Raw genomic sequence first — 12,825 nt, forward strand, 5'->3', positions numbered from 1 at the left:
CAGCGAGCGGGTCATGGAGCTGGGTGGATTGCTGCGTGAGCAGTTCCAGCAGTATGCCAGCAGGACGGTGCCTACGCCGCAGCCGGTCACCTTGAGCATCGGCGCCAACCTGTTCGACCAGCCGCCGACGAGCCTGGCGGCGTTGATCGAGCAGGGGGATGTAGCGTTGTACCAGTCCAAACGAAATGGGCGCGACAGCATCCGCTTTGTCGAACGGCCGATGGCCGACCTCAGTCAGTAGCAGTTTTGCCTATGCGTCTGCCTTTGCTCCTGCCGTTGCCTTTGCTTTTGCTTCTAAGCGCGCGAAAGTTCAGGCGCCGCCGATTGCGACGTCAGGAGGCCGAGCGAAGGGACTGCGTAGGGAGGTGACGGGCATGGATGCCCGTCAAGCGCTGAGGCCCCATGGATGGGGCCTGCAGCGCGTACTCCCGGGAGCAGGCCCGTAGCGAGGGAACCCCGGAGCGAAGCGTAGGGGCCGGATGATGGGAGCCGACGGTTTTTGGTTCCTTTTTGCCACGACAAAAAGGGACCCGCCGTAAGGGCGGAAAGGTGACTTGGCGCCACTATCGCAAATGAATGTCTACTAGATGTGAAGGCCCACATCCAAAAAGCCAAATAGCTGCAGGCCCCATCCATGGGGCCTCAGCAAGAATGGCGGATCAGGTCACCACCTGGTAGCACGGTACATACGCCGCGCCGCCAGGCAGCTTCATCCGGTGCTGGTCGACGAACGCCTGCAACAGCCGGCCCAGTGGATCGAGCACGGCACTGTCGCCACGGATCTGATACGGCCCGTGTTCCTCGATCAGGCGGATGCCCTTGTCCTTCACATTGCCGGCGACAATGCCGGAAAACGCCCGGCGCAGGTTGGCGGCCAGTTCGTGGGCCGGCAATTCGCGGCGCAGGTCGAGGTCGGCCATGGCCTGGTGGGTCGGGTCGAACGGGCGCTGGAAGCTCTCCTCGATCTTCAGCAGCCAGTTGAAATGGAAGGCATCGTTGCGCTCGCGACGGAACTGCTTCACCGCCTTGAGCCCTTCGACCATGTGCCGGGCAACTTCCGCCGGGTCATCGATGATGATCTCGTACAAGCGATGCGCCGCCTCACCCAGGGTGGCGCCGACGAAGGCGTGCAACTGCTGCAGGTACGGCTCGGCACTGCGCGGGCCGGTGAGCACCACCGGGAACGGCAGCTCCTGGTTGTCCGGGTGCATGAGGATGCCCAGCAGGTAGAGGAACTCCTCGGCCGTGCCGGCACCGCCCGGGAAGATGATGATGCCATGGCCGACACGGACGAAGGCTTCCAGGCGCTTCTCGATGTCCGGCAGAATCACCAGTTCGTTGACGATCGGGTTGGGCGCTTCGGCGGCGATGATGCCGGGCTCGGTCAGGCCCAGGTAGCGGCTGCCGTGCATGCGCTGCTTGGCGTGGGCAATGGTGGCGCCTTTCATCGGGCCCTTCATCACACCCGGGCCGCAGCCGGTGCACACGTCCAGCTTGCGCAGGCCCAGCTCGTGGCCGACCTTCTTAGTGTACTGGTATTCCTCGCTGCTGATCGAATGGCCACCCCAGCACACCACCATCTTCGGCTCCACGCCCGGGCGCAGGGTGCGGGCGTTACGCAGCAGATGGAAGACATAGTCGGTGATGCCCTGGGAGCTTTCCAGGTCGATGCGCTGGCTGGCCAGTTCGCTTTCGGTGTAGACGATGTCGCGCAGGGCGCTGAACAGCATTTCACGGGTGCTGGCGATCATTTCGCCATCGACGAAGGCGTCGGCCGGGGCATTCAGAAGCTCCAGGCGCACGCCGCGGTCCTGTTGATGAATACGCACCTCGAAGTCCTGATAGGCCTCGAGGATGGTCTTGGCATTGTCGACATGGGCGCCGGTGTTGAGGATGGCCAGGGCGCACTGGCGGAACAGGGTGTAAAGGCTACCGGTACCGACTTCACTCAGTTGCTGCACTTCACGTTGTGACAGCGTCTCCAGGCTGCCTTTGGGGCTGACGGATGCATTGATGACATTGCGTTGAGGCATCTAAGTCTTTCCTGTGCGGGTAAAACATCCTTCTTTGACAACACCATACCGAGAAATGCGGACGGCAACGAGGGGGGCGTGGAAAAAGCTTGAGACCGAGCTGGCTTCTTCGCGGGCTTGCCCGCTCCCACAGGTACGGCGCAACCCTTGCGAGCTGCGCGGCCCTTGTGGGAGCGGGCAAGCCCGCGAAGAAGCCAGCCCGGTCTCAAGTCATCCCAACAGCCTCTGCACACCCAGGGTAATCGCCACCCCGCCAAACACCAGCCAGAGGTTGAGAATCGCCCCGGTGGCCAGCGCCCGCGGCCCGGCCTGGCGAATCTGGCTGAAGCGCGTTTCCATGCCCAGCGCGGTCATGGCCATGGTCAGGGCAAAGGTATCCAGGCTGTTGACCGCCTGCGTTACGCTGCCCGGCAGCACCTGCAGCGAATTCACCAGCACCAGCGCAAGGAAGCCGAAGGCGAACCAGGGCATGGCGATGCGCCCGTTGCCCTGTGCCTGGCCCGGCTGGCGCGCGCGGCTGATCCAAAGTCCGACCACCAGCAGCACCGGTACCAGCAGCATCACCCGGGTCATCTTGACGATGGTGGCGATATGCGTGGCCTCGGGGCTGACGTTGCTGGCCGCACCGACTACCTGGGCCACTTCGTGAATGGTGCCACCCAGGAACAGCCCGGCGCCCATGGTGTCCAGTTGCAGCCAGCCGGCATTGATCGCCAATGGGAAGAGGAACATCGACAGGGTGCCGAACAGCACCACGCTACCAACTGCCATGGCGCTTTTGTGCGGTGCACTACGCAGGGCCGACTCGAAGGCCAGAACCGCGGCGGCGCCGCAGATGGCGCTGCCGGCCGCAGTCAGCAAGGCGGTATCGCGGTCCAGTTTGAACAGCTTCATGCCGCACCACAGGCCGATCAGCAGGGTGCTGGACACCACCAGCAACGACACGATGAGCCCGGACCAGCCGACTTCGGCAATTTCCTGCAGGCTTACCCGCAGACCGAAGAAGGCCACGGCAATGCGCAGCAGGCCGCGGGCGGAAAAGTTGATACCCGCCGCCCAGCTGGCCGGTACACCGTCACGCAATGCATTGCCGTAAAGCGCACCGGCGACGATACCGACGATCAGCGGGCTGATACCTAGGTTGGCGATGGCGGGCAGGGCGGCCAGCTGGGTGACCGCAAGCGCGAACAGCGCGACGAACAGGATGCCATTGAGCCGCCCCCGGGTAGAGAGGGTAGGCGCCAAGGCGGGTGTGGATGGAACCGTGGCCATGTGAGCCCTCCGGAAAGGTGTTTCGACATGGCTTACGTTAATCTGGTTATAAGCTTATAAAAAATCGTAATTCAGGATGGCAAATATCCGTTTAGCTGATATTTTTCCTTCATGACCCCAGAACAACTGATAACGTTCGCCACCGTCGCCGAACACGGCAACATCAGCCATGCGGCCCAGGCCCTGCACCTGTCGCAGCCGGCGGTGTCTGGCCAGCTCAAGCTGCTGCAGGAGGCCTTTGGCGAGCCCCTGTATCAGCGCGCAGGCCGTGGTGTGCGGCTGACAGCAGCCGGCGAGCAATTGTTGGCCCATGCCGAGCGCCTGCGCGAAACCTTCCGTCAGGCCCAGGCATTGCGCGAGGCCATGCGCGGGCTGGAGCGCGGTACCTTGCGCATCGGCGCCAGTACCACGCCGGCCAGCTACTTGCTGCCCTACCTGATCGCCGATTTCCATGCCCGCTACCCCGAGGTGCAGGTGAGCACCTCCAACGGCAATACGGCGGAAATTGTCGCTGCGCTGGACAGCGTAGATATCGCCCTGATCGAAGGGCCTCCTGGGCAGGAGCTGCCATTGGGCACGGAGGTGACGGCGTGGCGGGAAGACGAGATCGTGGCCATCGTGCCACGTGGTCATCCGCTGGCTGGCAGTGACCGGCAAACGCTGGCGTCGCTGGGGGCTTTCCCCTTGGTACTGCGTGAGAGTGGTTCGGGCGTGCGGCAGATTGTCGAGCGGGCGTTTGCCCGCAGCGGCGTGGCGATGCGCGTGGCGCTGGAGATTGCCGGGGTGGAAGGGGTGAAGGAAGCGGTGCGGGCCGGGATGGGGATCGGTTTTGTGTCGGCGATGTCGATCCGGCATGAGGACGGGGCGTTGCAGCGGTTGCAGGTTGTGCCAGAGCCCTTGGTCAGGCGGTTTTCCATACTGATGCCACATGCAGCGACGCCGTCGCGGGCGGCGGCGCGGTTCCTTGAATTGTGTGTTGGTATGCAAGAGGTGAGTTGACTGGACCGGCCTTTTCGCGGGTGAACCCGCTCCCACAGGTACTGCACCGCGTGCAAGAGCCGTGAGAAACCTGTGGGAGCGGGCGAGCCCGCGAAGGGGCCCGCACAGTCACCCTCAATCCACCTGGAAGACATGCTTCAGATAGGCCACGAAGTTTTCATCTCGGCACTGTGTCTTGCCCGGGCTGTCGGAAATCTTGGCCACCGGTGCCCCATTGCACGCCGTCATCTTGATCACGATGTTCATCGGTTCCACCCCCGGGATATCGCAGGTCAGCCTGGTACCAATGCCAAAGCTCACATTGATCCGCTCATGCAGCGCCCGGTACAGCCGCAGCGCCTTGGCAAGGTCCAGCCCGTCGGAAAAGATCAGGGTCTTGCTCTTCGGGTCGATCCCCAGCCGCTCATAGTGGGCAATGGCCTTTTCCGCCCAGGCCAGCGGGTCGCCCGAATCGTGCCGCAGGCCATCGAACAGCTTGGCGAAGTACAGGTCGAAGTCGCCCAGGAATGCGTCCATGGTGATGCAGTCGGTCAGGGCGATGCCCAGCAGCCCCCGGTATTCCCGCACCCAGCATTCCAGCGCAGCGGCTTGGCTGTCGACCAGTCGTGGGCCGAGCTGCTGGTGGGCCATGAACCATTCGTGGGCCATGGTGCCGATCGGCTTGAGCTGGTATTCACGGGCCAGGTGCACGTTGCTGGTACCGACAAAGCGGCCCGGGAAGTCACGTTTGAGAATGTGTACCACCTCTTCCTGCACCCGGTAGGAAAAGCGCCGCCGGGTGCCGAAGTCGGCCAGTTGGAAACCGGCCAGTTCTTCGGCGCTGGCCTCGGCCGTTAGCCAGTCGAGGTTCTGATACAGGCGCTCGCGGACTTGCTCTATCACCACCTCGCGATACCGGTAGCGGTTGCGCACCTCGCTGATGATCGCCAGCAGCGGGATCTCGTACAGAATCACATGCAACCACGGCCCGCGCACGCGAATCGCCAGTTGCCCGGCATCATCCAGGCCCACCTGCACATAGCGCAGGTTGAAGCGGAACAGGCTGAGAAAACGGATGAAGTCCGGTTTGATGAACGGGATCTTTTCCAGGTAGGCGAGCTGGTCATGAGTGACGCTCACATCCGCCAGTTGCTCGACCTGGTAACGGATTTCCGCCAGGTAAGGTGCGAGGTTCTCGCCGTTACGGCAGCGGAATTCCCATTCCACCTCGGCGTTGGGGTAGTTGTGCAGCACCGCCTGCATCATGGTGATCTTGTAGAAGTCGGTGTCCAGCAGGTTCTGGATGATGCGCGGGCCGAAAACGCTGTCGCTCATGGGCGGTCTTCCTTGATCAGAGAGAGCTGGTAGTCGAGCGCGGCTTCGTCGCCGCAGAGGATCACGCCCTCGGCGGCCAGGGCGCCACACGCCTCGATGGCGCCCGCCTGGGTGAGCGCGCGGCAGGCCGGCAGGTACAAAAGCACCTGGAAACCGGCCTGGCGCAATTGGCGGGCGGTGGTCCTGACGCAATAGTCCAGGGCCAGGCCACCGACAATCACTGCACCCACTTGCTGTACCTTGAGGTATTCGATTACCCCGGTGGAGCGACGCTCGGCCAGGTCGTGGTAGCAGGCGCCGTAGGGGTGCAGGTCGGGCTCGATGCCTTTCCACACGAAATAGTCGTAGTCGATGGGGGCAGGCAAGCCGGGCAGCAGCTCGAAACCGGGAGTGCCGGGGACGCAGTGGCTGACCCAGGTCAGGTCGGCGTTGGCCAGTGACAGGGGTTGCAACATGTGTGCGGGGTCGGCGACCACCCAGGCGGCGTTGGCTGGGTGGGCGTCCTTGCTGCCCAGGCGCAGGTCGGCGCGCAAGGCCATGATATTGAGATCTGCCGCGATTTCATCGCCTTCAGGAACCGGCAGTTCTTGCGGCACGTTGCTGGTGAAGCCGTTCTGGGCGTCGACATCGAAACTGGCGATCTTCATGGCGGTTCTCCTTGCTGGAATGGTTATATAGTTCACCTGGTGTAATAAGTGTGTCAAGCGCCATTTTTTATAGGGTTTCTGCTTGCCTTACTTAGATGCCCTGGTGGATTATGATGGGCTTGAACAAGGAGTCGCCCGGTGAGTACAGTCGAAGTCCTGGCCAGCGTCGATATCGTCGCCCTGCGCATGGCCCCCGAAGCTCAGCATCTGCAAGTGCTGTTGCACCGTCGTGAGCGTGAACCGCATGCCGGCCAATGGGCCTTGCCTGGGGTGATCGTCAATGGCCGCACCCCCGACACCAGCCTGGAAGCGGCCGCCGAACGTGCGCTGCGCGAGAAAACCCAGGTCGTACCGTGCTACATGGAACAGGTGGGGACCGAGGGCAATGCTTTCCGCGACCCGCGCGGCTGGTCGCTCAGTACCTATTACCTGGCGTTGCTCGAACCGGGGCAAGTCGTCGAGGGCGAGCAACTGGCGTTTTTCGACTTGGACAGCGTATTGGCGCGCAAGGTGCTGCTGCCATTTGATCACAATCTGTTGGTGGAGCTTGCCCGTGAGCGGCTGGCGGCGAAGACGGTGTACAGCAGCCTGCCGCTGTACTTGCTGGCGGAGAAGTTCACTGTGCTGGATGCGCTAGGTGCGGTGCAGGCTTGCCTGGGGCAGGCGGTGAACAACACCTCGCTGCGCAAACGCCTGGAGCGCTTGCGCGAACGGGGGTGGGTGAGGGACACCGGGGAGAAAAACCAGCCCAGGCTGGGTCGGCCGCAGCAGTTGTATCAGCACACACCGCAGGGGGGGCGGGCGTTCATGTTCGAGCGCAGTCTGCTGCCTGAGGGAGTTTAGCCGCCTGTACCGGCCCCATCGCCGGCAAGCCAGCTCCCACAGGGATATCGCAAGTCTCAGGATCTGTGCTTTCCCTGTGGGTTTACCGGCGAGGTTGAATCAGTGCCCCATGGCCACCTTGGCACTCATCTGCCGGCGACGGTAGGCGCTGTCACGGCTGGCCAGCCACCAGTACAGCGGCGAGGTGACCGCCAGCCCCACCAGCCACGACAGGTCCGCTCCGTTGATATGCTCGGAAATCGGCCCGACATACAGGGGCGTGTTCATGAACGGGATCTGCACCACGATGCCGACGGCATAAGCGATCAGCGCCTGCGGGTTGTAGCGCCCGTAGATGCCGCCATCGACCTGGAAGATCGACTGGATGTCGTAGTCACCCTTGTGAATGGCATAGAAGTCGATCAGGTTGATCGCTGTCCACGGCACCAGCACCACCAGCAGTACCAGCACCATGTCGACGAAGTGACCGATGAAGTCCGCCGAGGCGAACACCGCCACCACGCAACAGGCCGTCAGTACGACCAGCGACAGCACGGCGCGGCTCCTGGCGGTGGGGATCCAGCGGTGGGCGAAGGTTTGCACCAGGGTGATGATCGACAGCACTGCGCCATACAGATTGAGGGCGTTGTGGCTGATCACGCTGAGCAGGAACAGCACCAGCATGATCGGGCCGAGGGTGCCGGTGGCCAGCTTGACCGCGTCCATGGTGTCCATGCCGGCCGGGATCGCCAGCACCGCCACGGCGCCGAAGATGAACGACAGGCTGGAACCCAGGGCCGAGCCCAGGTAGGTAGTCCAGAACGTCGAGCTGACCTTCACATCTGCTGGCAGGTAGCGCGAGTAGTCCGACACGTAGGGCGCAAAGGCGATCTGCCACAGCGCTGCCAGCGACACGGTGGCCAGCCAGCCCGCCAGGTTGAAGCCACCGCGCGTGAGGAAGTCGTCACTCTGTACGTGGCTGAAGATGTAGCCGAAGCCGATCACGATGCCGATACCCAGCACCCAGGTACCAATGCGGTTGAGCACGTGGATGAAGCGGTAGCCGATGATGCCGATGATGCCCGAGCCCAGCGCACCGATGACAATGCCCACCGACACCGGCACGGCATCGACCACGCCGTGCAGCGACTTGCCCGCAAGGACGATGTTGGAGGCGAAGAAGCCGATGTACATGACCCCGGCGATCACCACCACCAGCAACGCACCGAGCGAGCCGAACTGGGCGCGGCTCTGGATCATCTGCGGGATGCCCATCTGCGGGCCTTGTGCCGAGTGCAGCGCCATCAGTACGCCACCGACCAGGTGGCCGACCAGGATGGCGACGATGCCCCATACCAGGTTCAGGTGGAACAGTTGCACGCCCAGGGCGCCGGTGACGATGGGTAGCGGCGCGATGTTGCCGCCGAACCACAGTGTGAACAGATCCCTTACCTTTCCATGGCGGTCTTGCGGGGGCACGTAGCCGATCGTGTGTTTTTCTATGAGGGGTGCCGAATTGGCTGCACTGGTCATGACTGACTCCAAGGCAAGGTAGGGCATCGGGAGCTGCCCGGGGGCGTGCCGGCGAAGGGCGACGCGTTCTTGTTGGAGCGATGATGCGGGGCGCGGGGACAACGAGAAATTAGTAAATATGTACCCATAAACGTTAAAAAAACTAAGGCTGACAAAAGGTTAAGCGGGGGACGGTAGCAAGGAGGGTGCCACCGGGCGGGAGGGCTTGGGCTAGAGGGATTTGGGCCTGATGGAGGCGAGAAGCAGTGTGCTTTGGTGGTGCGCCGTGCGCGTTTGCAGGGCGGATAGAAATGCTGCCTGTGCTGGCCCTTTCGCGGGTGAACCCGCTCCCACAGGTACTGCGCATGGCTTGAAATCAATGCGGTCGAGGTGGGAGCGGGTTCACCCGCGAAAGGGCCGGTACAGGCAGCAACGCTACATCGGCAACAACCGATCCTGAATCACCTCTTTCATCACCAGCGTCGAACTCAACCGCTTCACATTGGGAATGCTGGTCAGCTGCTCGTCATACAGCTTCTGGAACGCGGGCAGATCCTTGGCCACTACATGCAGCAGGTAATCCGGGTCGCCAAACAGCCGCTGCGCTTCGACGATCTGCGGGATTTCAGCCAGCGCCGCTTCAAAGTCCGCAACCGGCTGACGGGTGACTTCGCGCAGGGTCACGAACACCAGCGCGGCAAAGTTCAGCCCCAGGGCGCTCGGCGCCAGGCGGGCGTGATAGCCAAGAATCGAGCCTGATTCCTCCAGCACCCTCAAGCGCCGATGGCAGGGCGACAGGCTGAGCCCTACACGGTCGGCCAGCTCGGTCACCGATAATCGACCGTCTTTTTGCAGCTCGGCAAGTATTTTTCGATCGGTCCTATCCATCGAGAAGAATCTTCCAGTAATTGAAGGTTGTTGGGGAATATACGAAAGAAATTCCCTCAGCGGAATCCGTAATCTTTGGTCATCCCAAAGTAGTGGAAAAGGAGGATTCAAGTGGCTCTCAGTGTTCTGACGGCGTTCTGGGCCGTGTCGATGCTGTTCGTGATTACCCCGGGCGCGGACTGGGCCTATGCCATTTCGGCCGGCATGCGCGGGCGCTGGGTTATGCCTGCGGTGGCGGGGATGCTGTCGGGGCATTTCCTCGCGACCCTGGTGGTGGCGGCCGGGGTCGGCAGCCTGCTGGCCGGTCACCCGTTGGCGCTGACCTTGCTGACCCTGGCGGGGTGCAGCTACCTGCTGTGGCTGGGCGGCAACCTGCTGCTGAGCCCGGCATTGCCGGCGGCCGGGCAGGACGGGGCGGGGGAGTCGGGTTCACGCTGGGCATTGAAGGGGTTTTGCGTCAGTGGCTTGAACCCGAAGGTGTTCCTGCTGTTCCTGGCCCTGTTGCCGCAGTTCACCGACCCGCAGTCGAACTGGCCGGTGCCGCTGCAGATCTTGCTGCTGGGCCTGGTGCACCTGTGCAGCTCGCTGGTGATCTACTCGCTGGTCGGCTATGGCGCAAAAGCCGTGCTGAGTACCCGGCCGGGGGCGGCGAGGCTGGTTGGCCGGGTGTCGGGAGTGGCGATGATAACGGTGGCCCTGGGTTTGATAGCCGGCCAGATCAGCTGACTCACTGGCCTGCGCTGGCCCTTGTAGGAGCGGCCTTGTGTCGCGATAGGGCTGCAAAGCAGCCCCGGCGATTTGCACACCTGCGCTGAAATCCTGGGGCTGCTTTGCAGCCCTATCGCGACACAAGGCCGCTCCTACAGGTTGCCGCGTTAACCTGGCAGGCGAGTGCCAAGGGTAAAGACGACAAGCAAAGCCTCGGATAAACTCGCAGCACTTAAACGCACATCCAGGACGTGCCCCATGCCCGAAACCACACAGCTGCTCACCTTCGCCCTGATCTGTCTCGGCATGGTCCTGACCCCAGGGCCGAACATGATCTACCTGATCTCCCGATCAATCTGCCAGGGCCGCAAGGCCGGACTGATTTCGTTGGGTGGTGTGGCCCTGGGCTTCGTCATCTACATGTTCTGCGCCGCGCTGGGCATCACTGCCCTGGTGATGGCTGTGCCCTTTGCCTACGACGCGCTGCGCATCGGTGGCGCGTTGTACCTGTTGTACCTGGCCTGGCAGGCGCTGCGCCCTGGTGGCCGTTCGCCGTTCCAGGTTCGTGACCTGCCTGCCGACAGCCCGCGGCGGCTGTTCACCATGGGCTTTGCCACCAGCCTGCTCAACCCCAAGATCGCCGTCATGTACCTGTCGTTGATGCCACAGTTCATCGAGCCGGGGCATGGCAGCGTACTGCTGCAGTCACTTGTGCTGGGGTCGACGCAGATCGCCATCAGTGTTTCGGTCAATGCACTGATCGCGATCATGGCCGGGTCGATCGCCGTGTTCCTGGCCGGCAGGCCGCTGTGGCAGCAGGTTCAGCGCTGGCTGATGGGCACGGTGCTGGCGGGGCTGGCCGTGCGCATGCTGGCGGAAGGGCGGCGCTGATCAAAAGGTGAAATCTGGCGGAACGAATTGCCGTTGGCGGGTTTTCCATCCTCGGATGGACAGCTGAGTGCCTGGGTTTTCCTGAGCTGTGGGATGACCTTGCGCCGCTGTTGCTTATCGAAAACCTGCCATCACCCATTTTCTTTCTTCAAGCAAACGGCGGTTGTCGGCAGTCGCGGGGTCGCCCATTCGTTCCCACTCCATGAAACGTTTTGGGTCGGACCAGAAGGGCAATCGTACAGGTGCATCTTCGATACTAGTCATCACCGTACCTCCTGATTTTATGTGGTACCCATGCCCGTATTCGTAACCGGATTTTGGCCGGTATTCATGTGCTGATCCTGCAAGGTGGGCAATTTCGTGCGCCATTATATAGCGCGACACCCCTATGCATCTGAGATTCACCGCCACGAGGGCAGTGTCTTCGTCGGCCGGGGTGGCGCGAGCTCTGCCGCAGAAGTCGGGATGGGCATCATCCAGGAGCACTACCACATCTGCTTTTAGTCGATCTCGCTCGGGAGGGACTTCGTCCATGTAGCCATCGGACTTGTCTTGCAGCCTTATCAGGTCTATTTGCCAGCCGCCGATACTCGTATAGTCGACCTCCATCACGCCTGCCAACTCAAGGGAGAGTTTGATCTCGCTATTCTCAAAGGTTGAATTTGACTCCGCGATGCCTAGGCGTACCAATCCCTGCAAATCTTCACCTGATTCGCTGGCAGTTTTGGTTGCGACCACCAAGACCCGGATGACTGCATTTTCCTGCCCATGCTCGTCTTCGCTCGGCAGGCCGGCGTCATTTACTTCGTCGAGCATGTAACTATCACTCTTACTGAGGTAATGAAGCCGGTAGGTACGGTGTTGCCAGCGCAACGTGCCAGTTATGCGTCCGTTGGTGCTGACAAGAATGATGCGATGCAGCGCGTTATCCAGCGTACCTGCAGCAGCAGGCTCTTTACCTGCCTCGCCCAACAAGCCATGCCATGTCAGGGTGCCATCTTCAAGCAGACGCGCACTCAATTTTTGCGCTACCAAACGCACCCCGCCGCTCAGCGTCAAGTTCAATTTATCTGTGTTGGTAGTCAATTGCCTGGCAGCAATCTCAACTGGCCATTGTTGAGTGATCCATGCGGCGGGCGCTGTTTTAGCCACGGCGTCCGTGTGAAGAAATACTTGGTCTGCCTGATGCTCTGTTGCATAAGAGCCAACGGCGGTCAGCAAGCCGATTACTGCTAGTGATATGCGCATATGTGTACTCCTCTAACTAGCTCAATAGAAACGTATTGATCATTTCAGAGGAGTGTATGAGTTGGGGGAGGTACGTCATACTGACAGAACTGCCAGGTTAACCAAGAGCCGTTCTGTCACGATTGAAGTTAGAATTATGCGGAGGTGCGAATAGCGTATTCAGCGCATGAAATGCACCTTGCCAGTGTCGTCATTACCCATATAAATGCCATACACCCCGGCCTGGCGCTCCAGAATGTAGCGCTCCAGGATCTGCCGGATCGCCGGATAGTAGATTTCATCCCAAGGGACTTCATCTGGCTCGAAAAACTTGTACGCCAGCGTTTCCGGCCCGTACTGCCCGGTTTCTTCGGTGGCGATGGCGCGGAAGATGATGTAGACCTCGCTGATCTTCGGGACGCTGAAGATCGAGTACGGCGAGACGATTTCGGCGCGTACACCGCTTTCTTCCCAGACCTCGCGCAGTGCGGCCTGCTCGGTGGTCTCGCCGG

13 protein-coding genes are annotated in these 12,825 nt (G+C 61.7%); 5 read left to right on the forward strand and 8 right to left on the reverse strand.

Annotation, left to right across the window (positions count from 1 at the left end; genetic code table 11):
* Positions 1–241: nucleotidyl cyclase domain-containing protein (locus JV551A3_RS13315; protein WP_133978776.1), on the forward strand; the 241-nt coding region annotated here is incomplete at its 5' end.
* Positions 242–659: 418 nt separating this feature from the next.
* Here the strand turns inward: JV551A3_RS13315 and ppnN are convergent.
* Together ppnN and JV551A3_RS13335 are read right to left on the reverse strand one after the other, a co-directional pair.
* Entirely contained in the window at positions 660–2,033 is a 1,374-nt protein-coding gene (gene ppnN, locus JV551A3_RS13325) for a nucleotide 5'-monophosphate nucleosidase PpnN (protein ID WP_085623623.1), read from the reverse strand.
* A gap of 210 nt (positions 2,034–2,243) precedes the next feature.
* Positions 2,244–3,305 carry a YeiH family protein gene (locus JV551A3_RS13335; protein ID WP_133971818.1) on the reverse strand — a complete coding sequence of 354 codons (1,062 nt, stop codon included), beginning with the start codon at positions 3,303–3,305 and terminating at the stop codon, positions 2,244–2,246.
* 111 nt (positions 3,306–3,416) lie between these two features.
* Here JV551A3_RS13335 and JV551A3_RS13340 point away from each other — a divergent pair, with 111 nt between their 5' ends.
* Positions 3,417–4,304 carry a LysR family transcriptional regulator gene (locus JV551A3_RS13340; protein ID WP_133971820.1) on the forward strand — a complete coding sequence of 296 codons (888 nt, stop codon included), beginning with the start codon at positions 3,417–3,419 and terminating at the stop codon, positions 4,302–4,304.
* 114 nt (positions 4,305–4,418) lie between these two features.
* Here the strand turns inward: JV551A3_RS13340 and pncB are convergent, their stop codons facing one another.
* Entirely contained in the window at positions 4,419–5,618 is a 1,200-nt protein-coding gene (gene pncB, locus JV551A3_RS13350; RefSeq protein WP_133971824.1) for a nicotinate phosphoribosyltransferase, read from the reverse strand.
* Positions 5,615–6,265, reverse strand: a complete 651-nt coding sequence (locus tag JV551A3_RS13355) for an isochorismatase family protein (protein WP_133971826.1) — start codon at positions 6,263–6,265, stop codon at positions 5,615–5,617. Before JV551A3_RS13355 ends, pncB begins: the two co-directional genes overlap by 4 nt.
* Before the next feature lie 138 nt (positions 6,266–6,403).
* On the opposite strand from JV551A3_RS13355, the gene JV551A3_RS13360 reads away from it, so the two are divergent.
* On the forward strand, positions 6,404–7,108 hold the full coding sequence (locus tag JV551A3_RS13360) for an NrtR DNA-binding winged helix domain-containing protein (protein ID WP_133971828.1): 705 nt from the start codon (positions 6,404–6,406) through the stop codon (positions 7,106–7,108).
* 99 nt (positions 7,109–7,207) lie between these two features.
* On the opposite strand, the gene JV551A3_RS13365 is transcribed toward JV551A3_RS13360, so the two are convergent.
* Positions 7,208–8,620, reverse strand: coding sequence for a purine-cytosine permease family protein (locus JV551A3_RS13365; RefSeq protein WP_133971830.1), 1,413 nt, complete (start codon positions 8,618–8,620; stop codon positions 7,208–7,210).
* Positions 8,621–9,034: 414 nt separating this feature from the next.
* The gene (locus JV551A3_RS13370) at positions 9,035–9,487 is read right to left on the reverse strand and encodes an Lrp/AsnC family transcriptional regulator (protein ID WP_133978781.1); all 453 of its coding nucleotides are present in this window, start codon (positions 9,485–9,487) and stop codon (positions 9,035–9,037) included.
* Positions 9,488–9,598: 111 nt separating this feature from the next.
* On the opposite strand from JV551A3_RS13370, the gene JV551A3_RS13375 reads away from it, so the two are divergent.
* Positions 9,599–10,213: a LysE family translocator gene (locus tag JV551A3_RS13375; protein ID WP_133971832.1), complete on the forward strand. Its 615-nt coding sequence runs from the start codon at positions 9,599–9,601 to the stop codon at positions 10,211–10,213.
* 240 nt (positions 10,214–10,453) lie between these two features.
* Entirely contained in the window at positions 10,454–11,086 is a 633-nt protein-coding gene (locus tag JV551A3_RS13380; protein WP_023660833.1) for a LysE family translocator, read from the forward strand.
* Positions 11,087–11,200: 114 nt separating this feature from the next.
* On the opposite strand, the gene JV551A3_RS13385 is transcribed toward JV551A3_RS13380, so the two are convergent.
* Both JV551A3_RS13385 and JV551A3_RS13390 read right to left on the reverse strand, forming a co-directional pair.
* The gene (locus tag JV551A3_RS13385; RefSeq protein WP_133971834.1) at positions 11,201–12,334 is read right to left on the reverse strand and encodes a zinc-dependent metalloprotease family protein; all 1,134 of its coding nucleotides are present in this window, start codon (positions 12,332–12,334) and stop codon (positions 11,201–11,203) included.
* A 159-nt stretch (positions 12,335–12,493) separates the two neighbouring features.
* The coding region (locus JV551A3_RS13390) for an NUDIX domain-containing protein (RefSeq protein ID WP_133978779.1) at positions 12,494–12,825 on the reverse strand (332 nt) is incomplete at its 5' end.

Source organism: Pseudomonas inefficax (genome assembly GCF_900277125.1).
GTDB lineage: Bacteria > Pseudomonadota > Gammaproteobacteria > Pseudomonadales > Pseudomonadaceae > Aquipseudomonas > Aquipseudomonas inefficax.

Excerpts from the sequence above, each read along its gene's own strand:
- JV551A3_RS13380 (WP_023660833.1), top strand. The coding sequence starts at position 10,454 with ATGCCCGAAACCACACAGCTGCTCACCTTCGCCCTGATCTGTCTCGGC.
- JV551A3_RS13370 (WP_133978781.1), bottom strand. The coding sequence starts at position 9,487 with ATGGATAGGACCGATCGAAAAATACTTGCCGAGCTGCAAAAAGACGGT.
- JV551A3_RS13355 (WP_133971826.1), bottom strand. The coding sequence starts at position 6,265 with ATGAAGATCGCCAGTTTCGATGTCGACGCCCAGAACGGCTTCACCAGC.
- JV551A3_RS13340 (WP_133971820.1), top strand. The coding sequence starts at position 3,417 with ATGACCCCAGAACAACTGATAACGTTCGCCACCGTCGCCGAACACGGC.
- ppnN (WP_085623623.1), bottom strand. The coding sequence starts at position 2,033 with ATGCCTCAACGCAATGTCATCAATGCATCCGTCAGCCCCAAAGGCAGC.
- JV551A3_RS13365 (WP_133971830.1), bottom strand. The coding sequence starts at position 8,620 with ATGACCAGTGCAGCCAATTCGGCACCCCTCATAGAAAAACACACGATC.
- JV551A3_RS13335 (WP_133971818.1), bottom strand. The coding sequence starts at position 3,305 with ATGGCCACGGTTCCATCCACACCCGCCTTGGCGCCTACCCTCTCTACC.
- pncB (WP_133971824.1), bottom strand. The coding sequence starts at position 5,618 with ATGAGCGACAGCGTTTTCGGCCCGCGCATCATCCAGAACCTGCTGGAC.
- JV551A3_RS13385 (WP_133971834.1), bottom strand. The coding sequence starts at position 12,334 with ATGCGCATATCACTAGCAGTAATCGGCTTGCTGACCGCCGTTGGCTCT.